The 18,967-nt window shown below is 61.3% G+C and carries 16 protein-coding genes and 1 tRNA gene; 12 read left to right on the top strand and 5 right to left on the bottom strand.

Annotated elements, in window-relative coordinates; genetic code table 11:
- Positions 1-187: 187 nt before the first annotated feature.
- Positions 188-1,537, top strand: coding sequence for a DUF4185 domain-containing protein (locus R4P64_RS13060; RefSeq protein WP_172936727.1), 1,350 nt, complete (start codon positions 188-190; stop codon positions 1,535-1,537).
- Between the two features lie 74 nt (positions 1,538-1,611).
- On the opposite strand, the gene R4P64_RS13065 is transcribed toward R4P64_RS13060, so the two are convergent.
- A complete protein-coding gene (locus R4P64_RS13065) occupies positions 1,612-3,789 on the bottom strand; it encodes a glutamine synthetase III (protein WP_033232790.1) in 2,178 nt (725 codons plus the stop codon).
- Between the two features lie 138 nt (positions 3,790-3,927).
- Between R4P64_RS13065 and R4P64_RS13070 the strand changes: the two genes are divergently transcribed.
- Complete coding sequence (locus R4P64_RS13070; protein ID WP_141486159.1) at positions 3,928-4,218, top strand: putative quinol monooxygenase; 291 nt, start codon at positions 3,928-3,930, stop codon at positions 4,216-4,218.
- A gap of 66 nt (positions 4,219-4,284) precedes the next feature.
- Entirely contained in the window at positions 4,285-5,811 is a 1,527-nt protein-coding gene (locus tag R4P64_RS13075) for an HNH endonuclease signature motif containing protein (RefSeq protein WP_317821152.1), read from the top strand.
- Between the two features lie 10 nt (positions 5,812-5,821).
- Here the strand turns inward: R4P64_RS13075 and R4P64_RS13080 are convergent.
- A tRNA-Arg gene (locus R4P64_RS13080) sits at positions 5,822-5,897 on the bottom strand.
- Between the two features lie 92 nt (positions 5,898-5,989).
- Between R4P64_RS13080 and R4P64_RS13085 the strand changes: the two genes are divergently transcribed.
- From R4P64_RS13085 to R4P64_RS13125, 9 genes are all read left to right on the top strand, one after another.
- A complete protein-coding gene (locus R4P64_RS13085) occupies positions 5,990-7,129 on the top strand; it encodes an XdhC/CoxI family protein (RefSeq protein ID WP_317543324.1) in 1,140 nt (379 codons plus the stop codon).
- A gap of 91 nt (positions 7,130-7,220) precedes the next feature.
- Positions 7,221-8,093, top strand: a complete 873-nt coding sequence (locus R4P64_RS13090; RefSeq protein WP_317821154.1) for a xanthine dehydrogenase family protein subunit M — start codon at positions 7,221-7,223, stop codon at positions 8,091-8,093.
- 1 nt (position 8,094) lies between these two features.
- The gene (locus R4P64_RS13095; protein WP_092808723.1) at positions 8,095-8,568 is read left to right on the top strand and encodes a (2Fe-2S)-binding protein; all 474 of its coding nucleotides are present in this window, start codon (positions 8,095-8,097) and stop codon (positions 8,566-8,568) included.
- Positions 8,565-10,952, top strand: a complete 2,388-nt coding sequence (locus tag R4P64_RS13100; protein WP_116102823.1) for an aerobic carbon-monoxide dehydrogenase large subunit — start codon at positions 8,565-8,567, stop codon at positions 10,950-10,952. The genes R4P64_RS13095 and R4P64_RS13100 overlap by 4 nt, the downstream gene beginning before the upstream one ends.
- A 30-nt stretch (positions 10,953-10,982) precedes the next feature.
- The gene (locus R4P64_RS13105; protein WP_317821158.1) at positions 10,983-11,867 is read left to right on the top strand and encodes an XdhC family protein; all 885 of its coding nucleotides are present in this window, start codon (positions 10,983-10,985) and stop codon (positions 11,865-11,867) included.
- Positions 11,864-12,736, top strand: coding sequence for an AAA family ATPase (locus R4P64_RS13110; RefSeq protein WP_033232804.1), 873 nt, complete (start codon positions 11,864-11,866; stop codon positions 12,734-12,736). Before R4P64_RS13105 ends, R4P64_RS13110 begins: the two co-directional genes overlap by 4 nt.
- On the top strand, positions 12,733-13,323 hold the full coding sequence (locus R4P64_RS13115; protein WP_317821160.1) for an SRPBCC family protein: 591 nt from the start codon (positions 12,733-12,735) through the stop codon (positions 13,321-13,323). Before R4P64_RS13110 ends, R4P64_RS13115 begins: the two co-directional genes overlap by 4 nt.
- Positions 13,320-14,513, top strand: coding sequence for a vWA domain-containing protein (locus R4P64_RS13120; protein WP_317821161.1), 1,194 nt, complete (start codon positions 13,320-13,322; stop codon positions 14,511-14,513). The genes R4P64_RS13115 and R4P64_RS13120 overlap by 4 nt, the downstream gene beginning before the upstream one ends.
- A 46-nt stretch (positions 14,514-14,559) precedes the next feature.
- Complete coding sequence (locus R4P64_RS13125; RefSeq protein WP_317543336.1) at positions 14,560-16,629, top strand: cytochrome c oxidase assembly protein; 2,070 nt, start codon at positions 14,560-14,562, stop codon at positions 16,627-16,629.
- A gap of 11 nt (positions 16,630-16,640) precedes the next feature.
- Here the strand turns inward: R4P64_RS13125 and R4P64_RS13130 are convergent, their stop codons facing one another.
- The 3 genes from R4P64_RS13130 to R4P64_RS13140 all read right to left on the bottom strand — a co-directional run bounded on the left by R4P64_RS13130 (position 16,641) and on the right by R4P64_RS13140 (position 18,731).
- Positions 16,641-16,841 carry a hypothetical protein gene (locus R4P64_RS13130; RefSeq protein ID WP_317543338.1) on the bottom strand — a complete coding sequence of 67 codons (201 nt, stop codon included), beginning with the start codon at positions 16,839-16,841 and terminating at the stop codon, positions 16,641-16,643.
- Positions 16,842-16,974: 133 nt separating this feature from the next.
- Entirely contained in the window at positions 16,975-17,934 is a 960-nt protein-coding gene (locus R4P64_RS13135; RefSeq protein WP_317821162.1) for a nitronate monooxygenase, read from the bottom strand.
- A complete protein-coding gene (locus tag R4P64_RS13140) occupies positions 17,931-18,731 on the bottom strand; it encodes an enoyl-CoA hydratase-related protein (protein WP_317821163.1) in 801 nt (266 codons plus the stop codon). The genes R4P64_RS13135 and R4P64_RS13140 overlap by 4 nt, the downstream gene beginning before the upstream one ends.
- Between the last annotated feature and the right edge of the window lie 236 nt (positions 18,732-18,967).

Here is an 18,967-nt window from a genome sequence, read left to right on the forward strand (position 1 = left end):
TTTACATTTCCGTTACATAGTAGGCGCCTTTGTTGCCCAATCCGGCATCCGTTGGGTGAAGGTGAAATCCGCCACACCGGGTTTTTCCTGGAAATCAAGTGACCGTTTTATAACGATTTGCTCTTCTTTCACTCTGTTAACACTGCGCTGGTGGTTTGCTGGCGGAGCGAACAAATAGACAGAGGGGATGCGTGTGCGCTCGAAACGGTCTGTGTCAGCGTTGTTGTCCATAGGTGTAGTCACGATTGCGGCAACCATCGCGTCAGCCCCAGCGGCATCGGCGATAGGTGGACCGTGTGGGGCAGGCGGTACCGGTTCGCTTGGCTCGCTGACAGGTTCGATGACGGGGTCCCTCTCTGGCTCTGCCGGCACGGGATCGCTGGTCAATTCGCTGCCCTGGATCACGGGCGCACCGAACGGCGCATTGCCCGTATTGACCGGCCGGACCAAGGCAATCGAAATGGTGACCGGCCCTGGCAGCCCGAACGACACGATCAACCGGTTCAACGTCTCCGGTACAGATCTTGGAATCATGTGGGACAACGGGCTTTCCGGAGCTGACCACAACGTACTGATGGCATTCGGTGACACTGTCGGCGACTGCGAGGTCGACGGCGACGACTGGCGCAGCAATGTGCTCTTCCGCAGTAGTAACACCGATTTCCAGGACCGGCTTCGGATCGACAGTTCACCCAAGGACCTTCCGAATCACTCCAAGGAGATCATCCCCGGATTCGGCATCCCGTTCGAGTTCACCACGATCCCGACGGCCGGCATCTCCTACGGCGGTGTGCAATACATCCGGTTCATGTCGGTTCGTACGTGGGACGAGCCGGGCGCCTGGACAACCAACTACTCGGCGCTGGCCTACTCGACGGATAACGGCGAGAACTGGGACATCGATCCCGTGACGGTACGCGCCAACACTCCTGGCCTCGACATTCCGGGAATTCCGGCTGTGTCCTCGATCAACGAGAACTTTCAGCAGAGCGCGTTCGTCGACGGTGGCGACGGCTATATCTACGAGTACGGCACCCCGTCGGGACGCTTCGGGAAGGCAGTTTTGGCGCGTGTCCTCGGTGCAGAACTGCGAAATCCCCTTGCCTACACGTATTGGGACGGTTCGGGTTGGAGTGCGAACTCCGACGACGCGGTGCAGGTCATCAAGGCCCCGGTCAGTGAACTCGCGGTGCAGTGGAACGACTATCTCGACAAGTACGTCGCGATGTACACCAGCGCGGACGGCAGTCTGGTGATTCGGCAGGCCGATCATCCCGAGGGGCCGTGGAGTGGCACGCAGACCCTTCTGAGCGGATATACCCTGCCGAGCCTGTACGGCGGGTTCATGCACCCGTGGACCTCTCGAACCGGCAACACTCTCGAGTTTGTCGCTACAACGTGGGATCGCTACAACGTGATCTATATGCAGACCGACCTGACGGGTATGAAGATGTCGTCGTCGGATTCGCGCGACCGGCCGGACCCCGCGACAACCGGTGAGGCTCAGCTCCTGGAGATGAGAATGCCCGCAGAATAGAAATATGGAATAGAAATATGCCATAGCAATATGGCCTGCAACCGGAATTCGGTTGCAGGCCATATTCTCTGTCGTCAGAGGATGTAGAGCATTTCCTGATAGGTGGGAAGCGGCCAGTGGTCGTCCGCAACCATGGTTTCCAGGAGATCCGCAGCGGTGCGAACATCCGCCATGGCCGGCATCAATGCCTCCTGCGCATGCGTGGCAGCTTCGAGCGGCGAGTCGTGGGGAATTTCCTTGATCGCCGCGCGCAAAGCGGCAAGTGCTGCCCGAAGAGCGGTCACCGGTTCGGAAACCTCGGTCAGCGGTGCTGAATCCGGTTCGAGGCCGGCAGCCTTCAATGCGACGAAGTTCTGCGCGATCTCGGTCTGATGGCGGACTGCGGCGGGCAGGATCAGCGTCGTGCCGATCTCAACCGCAAGGCGTGCCTCGACGCCGATGCTCAGCGCGTACTGCTCGAGGCCGACCTCGTAGCGGCTGTGCATCTCTCGATGGTTGAAGACGTTGTACTTGTCGAAGAGCTCCAAAGCGGATTCGGAGATGAGTTCGGGCAAAGCGTCCAACGTGGTCCGGAGGTTGGGCAGTCCGCGTGCCTCCGCTTCGATCTGCCAGTTTTCCGAGTAGCCGTCACCGTTGAAGACGACTGCACCGTGGTTGGTGATGATGTCGGTCAGCAGGTTCTGGACAGCGGTGTCGAAATCGGCACCGTCGGCAACTGCCGTTTCGAGTTCGGTTGCCATGTAGTCGAGAGCTTCGGCCATGATCGTGTTGATGGTGACCATCGGACCGTTGACGGTCTGCATGGAACCCGGAGCGCGGAACTCGAACCTGTTGCCGGTGAAGGCAAATGGGCTGGTCCGGTTGCGGTCGCCGGGATCAGTGGGGAGAACGGGGAGCGTGTCGGCACCGATCATCATGGTGCCCTTGTCCTTCGACGACGTCGCAGCACCCTTGGCGATCTGCTCGAACACGTCGGCCAGTTGGTCGCCGAGGAAGATCGAGATGATCGCGGGCGGAGCCTCGTTGGCGCCGAGGCGGTGATCGTTGGTAGCCGACGCCACGGAGGCGCGCAGGAGTCCCGCGTACTTGTGGACGGCGCGGATCACAGCTGCACAGAACACCAGGAACTGAGCATTGTCGTGCGGATTATCGCCTGGGACAAGCAAACTGCCGAGTTCCGAGTTACCCAACGAGAAGTTGACGTGCTTGCCCGAGCCGTTGACACCGTCGAACGGCTTCTCGTGGAACAGGCACTCCATGCCGTGCTTCTTGGCGACGGTCTTGAACGTGGTCATCAACAGCTGCTGATGGTCGGCGGCGATGTTGCCGCGCTCGAACATCGGCGCGATCTCGAACTGGCCGGGAGCAACCTCGTTGTGACGGGTCTTCGCGGGAATGCCGAGTTTGAACAGTTCGCGTTCAGTATCCATCATGAAGCCGAGGACTCGCTCGGGGATGGCGCCGAAGTAGTGGTCGTCGAACTCCTGGCCCTTGGGTGGCTTGGTGCCGAAGAGTGTCCGGCCGGCATTGAGCAGGTCGGGGCGGGCGAGGAAGAAGTGCCGATCGATCAGGAAGTACTCCTGCTCGGGACCGCAGAAGGACACAATCTGCTCGGGTTCGGTGTGGCCGAACAGCTTCAGGATGCGTTCGGCGTGCACGCCCATCACCTGCTGCGAACGGAGCAGCGGAGTCTTGTGGTCGAGCGCTTCGCCGGTCATCGATACGAAAACCGTAGGGATGCAGAGGGTATTGCCGTTGGGGTTCTCGAGAACGTATGCCGGGCTGGTGACGTCCCAGCCGGTGTAACCGCGAGCCTCGAACGTATTGCGCAGGCCGCCGTTGGGGAAGCTCGAGGCATCCGGCTCACCCTGGATGAGTGTCTTGCCCGCAAATTCGGCGAGCGCAGACCCGTCGCCGACCGGCTCGAAGAAGCTGTCGTGCTTCTCGGCCGTCAGTCCGGTCAGTGGGTAGAAGACATGCGCGTAGTGGGTGGCGCCCTTCTCGAGTGCCCAGTCCTTCATGGCCGATGCAACGGCGTCTGCAACCGCCGGGTCGAGGGGCTTGCCCTGTTCGATCGTGGCGATCACGGACTTGTAGATCTGCTTGGGCAGGCGCTTCTGCATCACCACTTTGTTGAACACGTTGGCGCCGAACACCTCGCCGGGAGCTTCGTCGCCTGAGAAACTCACGACGGGAGGTGTGTAGGCCTCGACGTCCTTGATCGCTTGCAGACGAACTGCATTTCCACTCATCTACGTACCCCTCGCGCGGCCCAGGGCAGCTTGTTGCGACCCGATTGCCGATCACTTTACGAACCTTCTGTATCGGGAATGTTTCACAGACATTGCGCCTGCCCTCGACTTGTCGGTGGGTTCGGGCAGGATTGCCGAATGTCAGCGATCAGGGTGTTGGTGGGCAGTGCGGTCGAACCGGAAAATCTCGCGGAGGTCATAGGTATCTATCGCGAACTTGTTCGCGAGACCCGCAAGGAGAGCGGCTGCATCAGCTACGAATTGCTGCAGCAAAGCGACAATCCCGGTGAGCTGATGTTGGTGGAGGAATGGGAATCCCAAGCACACCTGGACGCTCACACGCACACCGATCATTTTGTGCGGTTGGTTGCGGCCCTGGACAGGTTGGAGAAGGCCGCGCCGGCGCTGATTTATTCAAAAGTGTTGTGACGCAGATATTCCCATAGGTATTGATTGCTGCTAGAATCGAATATACGTTCGAACTTGGGGGTGTTGATGAGCGGCATTGTGGATGCATTGGTCGAAGGACATGCGTCCATTGCGCGCGCCCAGTTCCTCGAAGTTGATGCCGTCACGTCGCTGTACTTCGAGCGGTGTTCCGAGGATGAGAATGCCGGTCGCAATGCCGCGGTTCAGGGTGAATTCGTACATGTCGAAGTTGCGTTCGTTCTGAGTATCACCGAGTATGCGGCGACGCGGATGATCTCGTTGGGGTGCGATCTGCGCTTGCGGTTGCATCGGGTGTCTGCGGCATTTGCGTCGGGAGTGATTGATCTCGGTAAGGCGACAGCGCTTTCGGATGCGCTGGCAAATGTGTCCGATGATGCACTTGATCTCATTGAACAGTTACTTCTGGACGGCGCCGACAAATGCAGCAGCAGCAGGCTCAAGGCCCGAGCGCGCAGCCTGATCGCACGCCATGATCCGGAAGGTGTGCGCGCTCGGCGGCGGCGCGCGCAGGAAGACCGCGATGTGCGGATCAGTGCGGGTGTCGACGGTATGTCGACGCTCGACGGTGTGCTGCCGGCGGTTGGTGCGCACATCGTGGCGGCAAAGCTGCAGACGATGTCGCGGCAGGTATGTGCGCGCGATCCTCGAACCTTGGCGCAACGTCGCGCCGACGCCTTGGTAGCGCTGTCGGAGGGGCGGGCAGTTCTCGCCTGTGCATGTGGCACTGATTGCGGGCGGGATGTGGAGCCGACATCAGCCCCGTCGCAAGCGACAATTCTGGTGGGCGTCAATGTTTCCACGTTGCTCGGTTTTGATGATCTGCCGGCTTTTCTGCATGGATACGGTGCTATCGATGCGGAGTTGGCGCGGGAAATCGCGGCCGACGGTGTGTGGCGGCAAGTGCTGACGCTCTCGGAGAAGGATCGTCAGATTCTCTGCCAAAACCTCACGGGAACACATGGTTTCAAGACTGGCGGACCTGTACTCGGAGTGGGTAGGCGGTCGAGCGCACCATTAGTGTCACCTGCCGCCGTTGCAGCGCGGAAGCGGTACCGGGAGGAGTGGACGTATCGACCTTCGGCTGCGCTTGCGCGGACGGTCCGGACCCGCGACGGTACGTGCCGGTTCCCGAATTGTGTTGTACGGGCCGAGAATTGCGATCTCGATCACACGGTGGCGTTCAATCACGAGAATCCTGACCGCGGTGGGCTCACCACGGAGCAGAATCTGGCATCCGTGTGCCGCAAGCATCATCGGCTCAAGACCTGGGGGTACTGGACCGTGCGGCAGATCGGAGGTGGCCAACTCGAATGGGTCGCACCGACTGGTTCTCTTGTCGTGACGAAGCCGCGGGGTGCGTTTTGTGATCCCGATGTGCAGTCCGATGAAGTCGAGCGGTTCCGGCTTACGGAAAGTCATGTGGTCGAGCGATTGTTCCGATGCCATGGCCGGGGTGTCGAGGCAGATCTCGAGTTCATGCTCGATTCCACGGTGGCGGGATGGCGGCGACGGCGACCACTTGCTCGCGCTGCGATTCCATCCCACGTGGTGAACGAGCCACCACCGTTCTGACCAGAAAGTATGGTGCCCCCGGCAGGATTCGAACCTGCGACCAAGAGATTAGAAGGCTCTTGCTCTATCCCCTGAGCTACGGAGGCGCGGAGACGATATTACCTTCCCGCGTGACAGCGCTCGATCACCCCCGTCTGGAATACGCTCGATAGGAGAAGACACCGAATGGGAGCTGCAGATGCGGGATGTTCTGTCCGAACTGATGAAGGTGTGGCGAGCCGACGGTACGGCAGGTGTCGGGACAGTGGTGCGGACGTTCCGGTCAGCTCCCCGGATGCCGGGCGCGTCGATGCTGGTGGCCCCGGACGGTTCGGTGACCGGCTCGGTGTCGGGTGGGTGCGTCGAAGGGGCCGTGTATGAAACAGCCACGGAGGTAATCGAATCCGGTGTACCGACCCTAGAAAGGTACGGCGTTGCCGATGACGACGCCTTTGCGGTGGGGCTGACATGCGGCGGCACGATCGAGGTCTTTGTCGAAGCTGTGTCGAGGCAGACGTTCGACAGTCTCGAGAGTGTGGCCGCCGATGTCGAGGAGCATCGCCCGGTAGCGGTGGCAACCGTCATTGCTCACCAGGATCCGCTATGGGTGGGCCGACGCCTGGTGATACGACCGGACACCACGGACGGTTCGATCGGATCGGCGCGCGCGGATTCCGCGGTAACCGACGACGCTCGTGGCCTGTTGGCGGCAGGACGTACGGAAGTGCTGACGTACGGACCGGACGGTGAGCGTCGAGGTGAGGGGATGCGGGTTTTTGTCGCGAGCTACGCTCCCCGCGCCCGGATGCTGGTATTCGGCGCCATCGATTTTGCGGCCGCGGTCGCCAAGCAAGGTTCATTTCTCGGGTACCGGGTGACGGTGTGTGACGCCCGCGAGGTTTTTGCGACTCCGTCACGGTTTCCGACAGCCGACGAAGTGGTGATCGACTGGCCGCATCGGTACTTGGCAGCACAGGCGGAAGCCGGGGCAATCGACTCACGCACGGTCATCTGCGTGTTGACTCACGATCCGAAATTCGACGTGCCCCTGCTCGAGGTTGCGCTCCGACTACCGGAAGTCGGGTTTGTCGGCGCGATGGGTTCGCGTCGCACACATCAAGACAGGCTCGAACGATTGCGGGCGGCAGGTGTCACCGACCTCGAGTTGGCGAGGCTGGCGAGTCCGATCGGTCTGGACCTCGGCGCGCGAACGCCGGAGGAAACCGCAGTGTCGATCGCGGCGGAGATCATCGCGCTCCGGTGGGGTGGTGAGGGCAAGCCGCTGAGCGGGTTGGAGGGCCCGATTCACCGCAGTTCAGGGGAATCCGAGAGCCGCTGACCTGGGGAAATGCACGACCGCCTGTGGCACTCTTGACTCGCTGTGACGCTCGGCAGAAGCTGAGATGACAGTCGAATGTGGGGTGCATCACATGCAGGTTCCTGGGCCGTTCGAGTACGAGCGGGCAACCGGTATCGACCACGCCATCGGATTGCTGGAGCGACTGGGCGATCAGGCGCGCGTTGTTGCGGGCGGACACAGCCTGCTTCCGATGATGAAGCTGCGACTGGCAAACCCCGAGTATCTGATCGACATCAACGACTTGGCCGAGGAACTTGGCTACATCACGTTCGGGGACGGACACGTTCGGATCGGCGCGATGGCGCGTCATCGTCAGTTACTCGAATCCGACGACCTTGCCGGCGCCTTCCCGATCTTTCGAGACGCGGAAAAAGTGATCGCCGATCCGGTGGTGCGAAACCGCGGAACCATCGGCGGTTCGTTGTGTCAGGCCGACCCCGCGGAAGACCTCAGCACCGTGTGCTCGGTGTTGGAGGCGACGTGCGTCGTACGTGGTCCTTCGGGAACCCGCGACATTCCGATGGCGGAATTTCATGTCGGCCCCTATGAGACGGCCCTCAGCACAAACGAGATTCTGGTCGAGGTTCGGATTGCGAGCAGGGCCAACAGTTCGAGCGCGTACGCAAAGGTGGAACGGCGCGTGGGGGATTGGGCGATCACGGCTGCGGGTGCATCGGTGTGGATGGAAGGCGGCGCGATTAGGAGAGGACGGCTCGGCCTTACTGCGGTCAATTCCGATCCGCAGGCGCTGGCCGCGATTTCCGGATATCTGGAGGGCAAGGCGCCGTCCGAGGAGGTTTACCGGCGCGCCGGGGAGATGGCCGAGCAGGCCTGCGAGCCCGTCACCGATCAGCGCGGAAGTGCCGACTACAAACGCCACCTCGCCGGCGTACTGACCGTCCGCACTCTGCGAAGCGCTGTGACCAGGATTGGGGAAGACTGATATGCGGGTATCGATGACGGTCAACGGTGAGCCGGTGTCGGAAGACGTGGAACCGCGCATGTTGTTGGTGCATTTCCTGCGAGACCAACTGCAGCTCACAGGAACTCACTGGGGATGCGACACCAGCAATTGTGGGACCTGCGTGGTGACGGTGGACGGGGAACCGGTGAAGTCGTGCACCATGCTCGCGGTTATGGCCGACGGTCACGAGATCGGAACCGTCGAAGGTCTTGAACGAGATGGTGTGCTCGACCCCATTCAAGAGGGATTCATGCACTGCCACGGATTGCAGTGCGGTTTTTGCACTCCCGGGATGATGATCACCGCGCGAGCGCTCCTTGATCGCGATCCTGACCCTGACGAACTGACAATCAGGGAAGCGATTTCCGGTCAGATCTGCCGCTGCACGGGATACACGACGATCGTGCGCTCAGTGCAGTGGGCAGCGGCGCATCCGGTAGGAGGTGCGTCATGACCAGCGTGGACTCGGCGCCTGAGTTGGAGGTCAACGACGGAAAGCCGTGCGGGCATGGGCGAATGCTCCGCAAGGAAGATCCCCGCTTCATTCGAGGTCAGGGTCACTACGTCGACGACGTGCAACTGCCTGGCATGCTGCATCTCGCAATTCTGCGTGCGCCGGTGGCACATGCTCGGCTGGTGAGCATCGATACCACTGCGGCGCAGGAACATCCGAAGGTGAAGGCGGTGGTGACGGGAGCGGATCTGGCCGCGCAAGGTCTTGCGTGGATGCCGACGCTGTCCAGCGACGTGCAGGCGGTACTGGTTACAGACAAAGTGCGCTTTCAAGGGCAGGAGGTCGCATTTGTGGTGGCCGAGGATCGGTACTCGGCGCGGGACGCCTTGGAGCTGATCGAAGTCGAATACGACATCCTCGATCCGGTGATCGACGTGCGTACTGCATTGTCGCCGGACGCACCGGTGATCCGCACCGATCTCGACGGCAAGACGGACAATCACTGCTTCGACTGGGAAACCGGTGACAAAGCTGCCACCGACGCGGTGTTCGCTGCAGCCGACGTTGTGACAAAACAGGAAATCGTCTATCCGCGTGTGCACCCGGCTCCGATGGAAACCTGTGGGGCAGTTGCCGATTACGACCGTGTCTCCGGAAAGCTGACCTTGTGGTCCACCAGTCAGGCGCCGCACGCGCATCGCACTCTGTACGCTCTAGTGGCAGGTTTACCCGAGCACAAGATCCGGGTGATTTCCCCGGATATCGGGGGCGGGTTCGGAAACAAGGTGCCGATCTATCCGGGGTATGTGTGCGCGATAGTCGCTTCGCTCGTGACCGGGAAACCAGTCAAGTGGATGGAAGATCGCAGCGAAAACCTCACCAGCACAGGATTTGCCCGCGACTACATCATGCTCGGGGAGATCGCGGCAACCAAGGAAGGCAAGATCCAGGCCATTCGTACTCATGTGCTGGCCGACCACGGCGCATTCAACGGAACGGCGGCGCCCACCAAATACCCGGCCGGTTTCTTCGGCGTCTTCACCGGCAGCTACGACCTCGAGGCTGCATACTGCGCAATGACGGCGGTGTACACGAACAAGGCTCCGGGCGGAGTTGCCTACGCGTGCTCCTTCCGGATCACCGAGGCGGTCTACTTGGTGGAACGGTTGGTCGACTGCCTGGCGTTCGACCTGGACATGGACCCCGCGGAACTGCGATTGAAAAACCTGTTGACGCCAGACCAGTTTCCGTACACGAGTAAGACCGGCTGGAAATATGATTCGGGCGACTATGCGACAACCATGCGCAAAGCGATGGACATGATCGGCTATGACGCCCTACGGCGCGAGCAGGCGGAGAAGCACTCGCGCGGCGAATTGATGGGCATCGGCATGTCCTTCTTCACCGAGGCCGTCGGAGCGGGTCCGCGCAAGAACATGGACATCCTCGGGCTGGGAATGGCCGACGGTTGCGAATTGCGAATACACCCTACAGGTAAAGCGGTAGTGAGGATTTCGGTTCAGACACAAGGGCAAGGACACGAAACGACGTTTGCTCAGATCGTGGCTGAAGAGCTCGGGATTCCGCCGGACGATATCGACGTCGTGCACGGCGATACCGACAACACTCCATTCGGGCTGGGCACCTACGGCAGTCGATCAACGCCGGTTTCCGGTGCCGCCGCTGCGCTGGTTGCACGCAAAGTGCGCGACAAGGCCAAGATCATCGCGTCGGGGATGCTTGAGGTGTCCGTCGCGGACCTCGAATGGGAGAAGGGGTCCTTTCATGTGAAAGGCGATCCGTCGGCAGCGGTCACCATCGCGGACATTGCGATGCGGGCACACGGTGCCGCCGATCTGCCCGAGGGGATCGAAGGCGGTCTCGAAGCTCAAATCTGTTACAACCCCGAGAATCTCACCTATCCCTATGGTGCGTACTTCTGTGTGGTCGACATCGACCCGGGTACCGCGCAGGTGACTGTTCGCAGATTCCTCGCGGTGGACGACTGCGGAACCCGGATCAATCCGATGATCATCGAGGGCCAGGTGCACGGCGGTATCGTCGACGGTATCGGCATGGCGTTGATGGAGATCATCAGCTTCGACGAGGACGGCAACTGCCTCGGCGGCTCCCTCATGGACTATCTCATCCCGACAGCGATGGAAGTACCCAACCTCGAAACCGGGTTCACCGTGACCCCGTCGCCCCACCATCCTATCGGTGCCAAGGGAATTGGGGAAAGCGCAACCGTCGGCTCGCCGCCGGCCATCGTGAATGCGGTGGTCGACGCGTTGAAGCCCTTCGGGATTCGGCACGCGGACATGCCGTTGACACCGTCGCGGGTGTGGGAAGCGATGAATGGTCGAGGTAGGCCACCTATCTGAGAAAGGCTGGATCTGAGAAAGGGTTGGGCAATGAACGGCACCACTCACGACGTGCGATTGCGCGCCGAGCAATTGATCGGTGAGCGGCGCCCCTTTGTGACCGCAACCGTCGTCCGGGCCCAGCAACCCACGTCGGCACATCCCGGAGATACGGCAATAGTGTTCTCGGACGGAACAATCGAAGGATTTGTCGGCGGGCAATGTGCTCAGAATTCGGTACGCGAAGCAGCGAGAGGTGCTTTGGACAGCGGTGAAAGTGTGCTGCTGCGAGTACTTCCCGATGGAGCGCCGCCATTTCCGAAAACCAGCGGTGCCGACGTGGTGGTCAACCCGTGTCTGTCCGGTGGCGCGATGGAAATATTCTTGGAACCCACGCTGCCGGCACATGTGCTGTCTCTGTACGGCGATACCCCGATCGTGGATGCGGTGGTCGAGTTTGCCCGTGTGCTTGACCTCGACGTTGTGCGGAGTTCTGCGGCGGAAGCCGTGACTGAGGATGCAACAGCCGTGATTATCGCAAGCCTCGGCGGCGAAGAGGCACTGACGATCCGCGCTGCGCTCGATGCCGGAGTGCAGTACATCGGCCTGGTCGCAAGCCGAGTGCGGGGCGCCGCGGTGCTCGAACAACTGGAGTTGACGGATTCGGAGCGAGCGCGAGTTCACACCCCGGTCGGGATGTACATCGGCGCCAAAACGCCAGCAGAGATCGCACTTTCCATCGTTGTCGACGTGGTCCGCGCTATCCGTCTCGATGGTGTGAGTGTTGCGCGGAATGACCCGGTGGCGAAGACGGCCCTCGATCCGATCTGTGGAATGACTGTCACCATCAATGCTGACACACCACATCTCGAGGATGACGGCGTCGACGTGTGGTTCTGTTCACCGGGTTGTCGGCATAAGTACGAGAAGACATGAGCGGCGAATTCTCCGATGTCGCGGAGTTGATCCGCCGCTTCGACGCATATGACTATCTCTTGGATGTGGGCACGGCAACGGCGTTGTATCTTGCTCTGGAACTGGGGCGGCCACTGCTGCTGGAAGGTGAGCCGGGAGTGGGGAAGACCACTGCGGCAAAGGCTTTGGCGCTCTCGCTCGATGCGCCGTTGATCAGGTTGCAGTGCTACGAAGGGCTCAGCGCCAACGAAGCTCTCTACGACTGGAACTACCAACGTCAGCTGCTGGCGATCAAACTGTCCGAAGCGCGTGGGGATGCGCTCGACGAAGCCGATCTGTTTACCGAGGAGTTCCTGCAGGAACGCCCGATTCTGCGATGTGTGCGGCACCGCGGGCCGGCAGCTCCTGTGCTGCTCGTCGACGAAATCGACCGTGCGGACGACGAATTCGAGGCGTTGCTCCTCGAGTTTCTGGGTGAATCGGCCGTCACGGTTCCCGAACTGGGCACGTTCACAGCCATGCGCCCTCCGGTAGTGGTCTTGACGTCGAACCGCAGCCGCGATCTCCATGACGCGCTCCGGCGGCGTTGCCTCTACCACTGGATCGACTATCCCGAGCCGGAGCGTGCGGTTGCGATCGTACGACGCATGGTGCCGTCGGCGAATCTGGCATTGATCGAGCACGCCACCGCGTTTGTCGGACAGATTCGAGGCGCCGATCTCGACAAGGCGCCGGGCGTCGCCGAAACCATCGACTGGGTATCGGCTCTTGTGACTTTGGGGGTGGCTGATCTGGTTCGGGAGGACGTCGTTGTCAGCTTGGGCGCATTGGCAAAAACTCCGGACGATCGCGCGGTACTGCGCGGCGAGTTGATGAAAGGGCCACCATGAAGATCTCACACGAATTCACCGTCACCGCACCCGTCGAGGAGGCGTGGACAACCCTCACCGACCTCGAAGGAATCGCGCCGCTCCTGCCAGGCGCTCAGATGACCGGACGCGAGGGAGACGATTTCCTGGGCACCGTGACAGTCAAAGTGGGTCCGGTGCTCAGCGAATTTGCCGGCCGCGCAACATTCGTGGAGAGGGACGAAGAAACACACAAGGCTGTGATCAATGCCCGCGGCCGTGACAAGCGCGGATCCGGAAATGCGAGCGCCACCATCACCGCGCAGCTACATCCCGAAGGAGCGCAGACACGAGTGAGTGTGGACACCGATGTGAAGATCGTCGGAAAACTGGCGCAGTTCGGCAGTTCCATGATCACGCAAGTATCGGAGAAGTTGATGGGGGAGTTCGCGGAATCGTTGGAAGAGAAACTAGCCGGACCGGCACAAGCTGTGGAAACACCGAATGCCGAACCTCTCGACTTAGTCGAACTCGCCGGCGGGTCCGTCGCGAAACGTGCTCTGCCACTTCTTGTTGCGGTGGCTGCGGCGATCGTCGTGTTTGTGTTGCTGCGTCGCCGAAGCAGATGATTCCTGACGCGGGCGCGACTTTATTGCGCGGTGTGGATGTTGCTGCCTTCGCGACCGCCTTGGTCGACCTGTTGCGTCGGCACGGAGTTGGAGTGTCGGCCGTCGGGGCCGCCAACTTCAGTGAAGCCGTGCATGTCCACTCGCCACGCACCCGGACACAGTTGTACTGGACCGCGCGGATAACTCTGATCAACCGTCAGGAAGATCTCGAGGTCTTCGACGCGCAGTTTGAGCGAGTTTTTGTCGGTGCGACTCTGGGCCTGGACCCGATTGCGCGGCGTGTGGGCAGTGACCGCACGGTCGGCGACGCGACTCTTCCTGTTGCTGGTGTTTCTAGTGGGGGCGCGGACATCATCGACGTGCCGTGGATCGGGCGTGCGACGTCGAGTGGGCGAGAAGCCGTGCCGGACCAGGTTCGGCCGGGTCTACTACTCCCGAGCGCCCTTGCCGGGAAATCCGAGGAGCCTTTTGCTCAGTTGAGCCCGAGCGATCTTGCACTCCTCGGGCAGTGGATCGAACAAGCGGAGTCGGACTGGCCACGGCGCCGCCGGAGAAGACGCAGACTCGGCCGGCGCGGAACCGTCGACCTGCGCGCAAGTATGAGTATCGCGAGGCGCACCGGATTCGAATTTGTCCGCCTCGCCCGTGCCCGCCCACAGCAGCGGCCCCGCACGATTGTGGTGCTGTGCGACGTCAGTCGCTCGATGCACGGATACGCGGACATGTATTTACATCTGATGCGAGTCGCCGCCCGGCGCGGCGACGCCGAAGTTTTTGCATTCTCGACCACGTTGACCCGGCTCACTCCGATCCTGGCGCATCGCAGCGCCGACGCGGCCATCGCCGAAGCCAATAATCGAGTTGTCGATCGGTACGGCGGCACCCACATCGGAACATCTCTTGCGTCACTGCTCGCCTCACATCACGGACACACCTTGAGAGGGGCGGTAGTCGTCATCGCCTCCGACGGTTGGGATAGTGACGATCCCGACATTCTCGTGCGCGCTCTGGCCCGAGTCCGGCGCCGCGCCCACCGGGTCGTGTGGCTCAATCCGCGTGCAGGTGCGACCGGGTTCGAACCCCTGACCGGTTCCATGGCAGCGGCCTTGCCCTACTGCGACACCGTGCTCCCGGCTGATCGATTGACCGCTCTGCGGGCCTTGTTCACGTCCATCTCCGACGCACAGTAGTAGGTGGATTGTCGTCGACGATCCCATAGGTCCTACCCTGGTAGCTATGGCTACACCCGACCTTGCGCAGACGCAGTCCCCTCCACAAACGAGCGTCCGCGCTTCTTCGACCGCAATCTTCGTGGTCTGTGGACTGATTGCCGGGATGGTCGCAGCTCTCGTCGTCGGGTTTTCCGCATCTCAGGCGTTGACCCTGCTCGGCATTCCCGACCCCGGCGCGATCACGACATATGGGCTGCCCGCAGTTCGCGCTGTTGCCGAGGTTGCCGCTGTCATCGCGATCGGCTCCCTTCTGTTAGCGGCGTTTTTCGTGCCACCACAAAAGTCCGGTGTGCTCGACGTCGACGGCTATCGAGCGGTCCGGACGGCATCGCACGCCGCGATCGTGTGGGCGGCATGTTCGCTGGTGCTGATTCCGCTGACGCTCTCCGATACGTCGGGTCAGCCGTTCTCGGAAGCGATCAAACCGGCAAATCTGTGGTCCGGACTCGATCAGGTGGAAATCGCCGGTGCCTGGCGCTGGACGGCCGTCATAGCTGTGGTCCTGGCAATTCTGGCTCGGCTGACACTGCGCTGGTGGTGGACGCCGTTGCTGCTGGTGGTCGGCTTGCTCGGCCTTATGCCCCTCGCTCTCACCGGGCACTCGTCGTCGGGGGGCTCGCACGACATTGCTACCAACAGCCTGATCTTGCACCTCGTTGCGGCGTCGCTGTGGGCTGGTGGATTGTTTGCGCTCCTGGCCCACGCTCGCCGCGGCGGTGATCACACGGATGTCGCTGCTCAGCGCTTTTCGACGGTCGCCACCATTTGTTTTGTCGTCATGGGTTTCAGTGGTGTCATCAACGCGATTGTGCGTCTCCCACTCGACGACCTGTTCACGACGACGTACGGTCGCCTGATCGTCGCGAAGATCGTTGCGCTGATCGTCCTCGGATTCTTCGGGTGGTTGCAGCGCAGTCGCGCGTTGCCTGCGCTCGCCGAGAACCCGAACTCCCGCTCGGCGCTGATCCGTTTCGCCGGCGGCGAAGGCATCATCTTTGCTGCCACCATCGGGCTGGCAATCGGACTAGGCCGCACACCGCCGCCTCCGCCGACGAGCATCCCGACCATTCCCGAGGTCGAACTCGGCTACAACCTGCCGGACCCGCCGTCGTTCATGGCATTCGTAACCGAGTGGCGTTTCGATTTGATGTTCGGCACAGCCGCGATCGTCGCTGCGGTTCTGTATTTTCTCGGCCTGCGCAAGCTGTCGAAGCGTGGCGATTCCTGGCCTGTCGGCCGCACCATCTCCTGGATGATCGGATGCGCGGTCCTGCTGATCGCGACCTCGTCGGGCGTGGGCAAATACGCGACCGCGGTGTTCAGCGTTCACATGGCCGGACACATGGCGCTGTCGATGCTGGCGCCCGTTCTGTTGGTTTTGGGCGCGCCCATCACGTTGGCGTTGCGCGCTCTCGAACCCGCGGGCAAGGACGGTGTACCCGGCATTCGTGAGTGGATTCTCGTTGCCCTGCACAGTCCGTTCTCGCGATTCATCACTCACCCGATTGTCGCTGCGGTTCTCTTTGTCGGCGGCTTCTACGTGCTCTACCTCGGCGGTATCTACGGAGCCACGGTCGATTCCCACAGCGCGCACCTGCTGATGAACCTGCACTTCATTCTCAGCGGCTATCTCTTCTACTGGGTGGCGATCGGTGTCGACCCGTCGCCGCGCCAACTCCAACCCGTGACCAAACTGGCCATGGTCTTCGGCTCGCTCCCGTTCCACGCGTTCTTCGGTATCGCCTTGATGAGCACCACCACGATCATGGGCGGCGAGTTCTTCCGTTCACTTGGCTTGGGCTGGAACGACGATCTTCTCGGCGATCAGAAATTGGGCGGCAGTATCGCCTGGGCTACGGGTGAGATCCCGCTGATGGTGGTCATGCTCGCCCTGCTGGTGCAGTGGTCACGCTCCGACCGGAAAACGGCCGTGCGAACGGACCGCGCAGCCGAACGCGATCACGACGCAGACCTGGCCGCGCACAATGCGATGTTTGCCGAACTAGCCAGGCGCGACCGTGAGGGCTGGGGCCCGCGCGAAAAGAAGTCGGAGGACTCCTCGTCAGCGGAGTGAGGGCTGATCCCTCAGGATTGTGCGACCACGGTTGCGACGAGGCCGTGACTATGCCAGACGGCATTGATTTCTTCGGCTGGTGAATCCGTGGTGGCGTTGTCGTACGCAATCATCAGTTCGACGTTCCCGACGATCAGCCGGAACATCCGAACTGCGCGAGTAGTGACTCTGTTACGTCGAGAATCGCTCGACGATTTCGCGCTGCGTCCCACTTCAATTCCTGACCATTTGGGAAGGGAGGCTGGAAGTTCGCGATAGCAGCAAGCGCCGACACTGCCCGGGCTTTGCAGCCCGGGCAGTGCTGTTTCACAGGGCCGTCGACCGTTGGACAAACTGGCCTGAGATTCATACAGAAGCTGAAACCAGAGCGCCGAATCGCGCCGCGGCTTCTCGATATTCAGCCTCGAGCTGGTTGACGATCTGGCTGACGGGTTCGACGCCGCGAATTGTCCCCAGTCCTTGGCCTGCTGCCCAGACGTCCTTCCACTTCTTGTGCGCGCCGGCGGTCGAGTTGTAATCCCGGGGTGCCGGTCCGATGAGTGCGTCGGGATCGAGGCCGTTGGCGATCAGACTCGGCCGTAGCCAGGACGCGTTGGTTCCGGTTATGCCGGCACTCACGATGAGGTCGTCGGGGCCATGATCGACAACCATCTGCTTGTACTCCGCCGGAGCCATGCTCTCAGCTGCGGTGAGGAATCGTGTGCCCATGTAGACCAAGTCGGCTCCGGCCGCGACTGCGCCTGCCACTCCGTGACCGTCGCTGATGCCGCCGCCGACGCTTATCAAGCCGTCGAAGAACTCGCGCACCGCGGAAACGAACGCGAACGGGGAGAGATGCCCGGTATGGCCTCCGGCGCCCGCGGAGATGCAGGCGAGACCGTCGACGCCGACCCCCGCAGCTTTGTGCGCAAGCTTGATATTGACGACATCGGCGATTACAAGGCCACCGTAATTCTTGACGACGTCCATGACCGGCGCCGGCGATCCGAGGGCAGTGATGACTATCGGTGGCTGATGCTCAGCCACCAGGGCTAGGTCCTCGGAGAGGCGTTGGTTGGTGCTGTGGGTGACGAGATTCAGTGCCCACGGCGCGGCCGCGATGCCATCATGTCGGGCACGGTTGACGCCGTCGTTGATAGTTCCCATCCAGGCGTCGAGGTCCTCGGATGTGCGGCAGTTAGGCGCGGGAAACGAGCCGATGATGCCGGACGTGCTGGCTGCGACAACGAGCTCGGGGCCGGAGACCAGAAACATCGGCGCCGATACGATGGGTAGTCGAAGCGGCTGGGGTAGAAGAGAATTCATGATGTCCTTTCGAATTCCCCTGGTAGGGGAGAGAACCGGGGAGCGCGACGTTGGACAAAGCTGGCGACGCCTTCGCGGAAGTCGGCTGAGCTGAGTACTTCGGGGAGAATCGCGTCGACTTGCTCGACAGCAGTGGCGATGCGATCCAGATGGGGTGCCCAGAGATCTGATTTGATGCGTGCGAGTGAGGCAGGAGAGCAGTGTGAGGCCATGTCATGGGCCAGTTCAATCGCGGCGCCCAGGGGGTCGTCGGCGAGATGGTGGACGACGCCGAGGTGTGCGGCTTCGCGTCCATCGAATGTCCGTCCTGTCAGCAGTAGTTCCGCGGCCGTGGCGGCACCAGCCACTCGCTCGAGCAGTGGCACGGCGCCATGCATCGGGGGTAGTGCGCGACGGGAGAATGCTGTGGAGAATCGAGCGGCCGGTGACGCGATGCGAATGTCGCATTGCAGCGCCTGCACCAATCCGATTCCAGCGCAAGGTCCTTCGATCGCTGCGATCACCGCCTTCGGCACGGTGATTGGAAACCATTCTGGTTGGGCGATGGTCTCGGCTTCGGGGTTGGTTGTACCGGTTTCGGTATAGGTGGATAAAGCCTCGGTGTCCGCGCCTGGACAGAATGATCCGCCCGCGCCGGTCAGGACGAGAACCCGCGCTCGTGGATCGTCGGTGAGCGTTTGTAGGGCGTCGAAATATTCGCGTTGCATCGGCACTGTCCACGCGTTCTTTCGATGCGGTCGGTTAAGGGTGACTACGCCGACGTTGTCGTGGATGTCTACCTGGACGAGATCGCTCATACAGTGCACCTTTCTGTCTCTTCTTGGCAAACATCTGTTGCTACTTCTATTGAAGAAACGCTCAGAGTCTTGGGATCATTCGGAGTTGTTGTGGGGATGAAGTTCTCAATTTTCACGAATATATGCATACTGACCTGGATGTTTCGACAAAACTTCATCATGAGAGGTGGATCACAAGTCACTTCCTATGTAATAGTATATTCACAAATGACTCACAGGGAAGTGTGAGTGGGTAC

It is taken from the genome of Rhodococcus sp. IEGM 1366, from assembly GCF_033142425.1.
Classification (GTDB): domain Bacteria; phylum Actinomycetota; class Actinomycetes; order Mycobacteriales; family Mycobacteriaceae; genus Rhodococcus_F; species Rhodococcus_F globerula.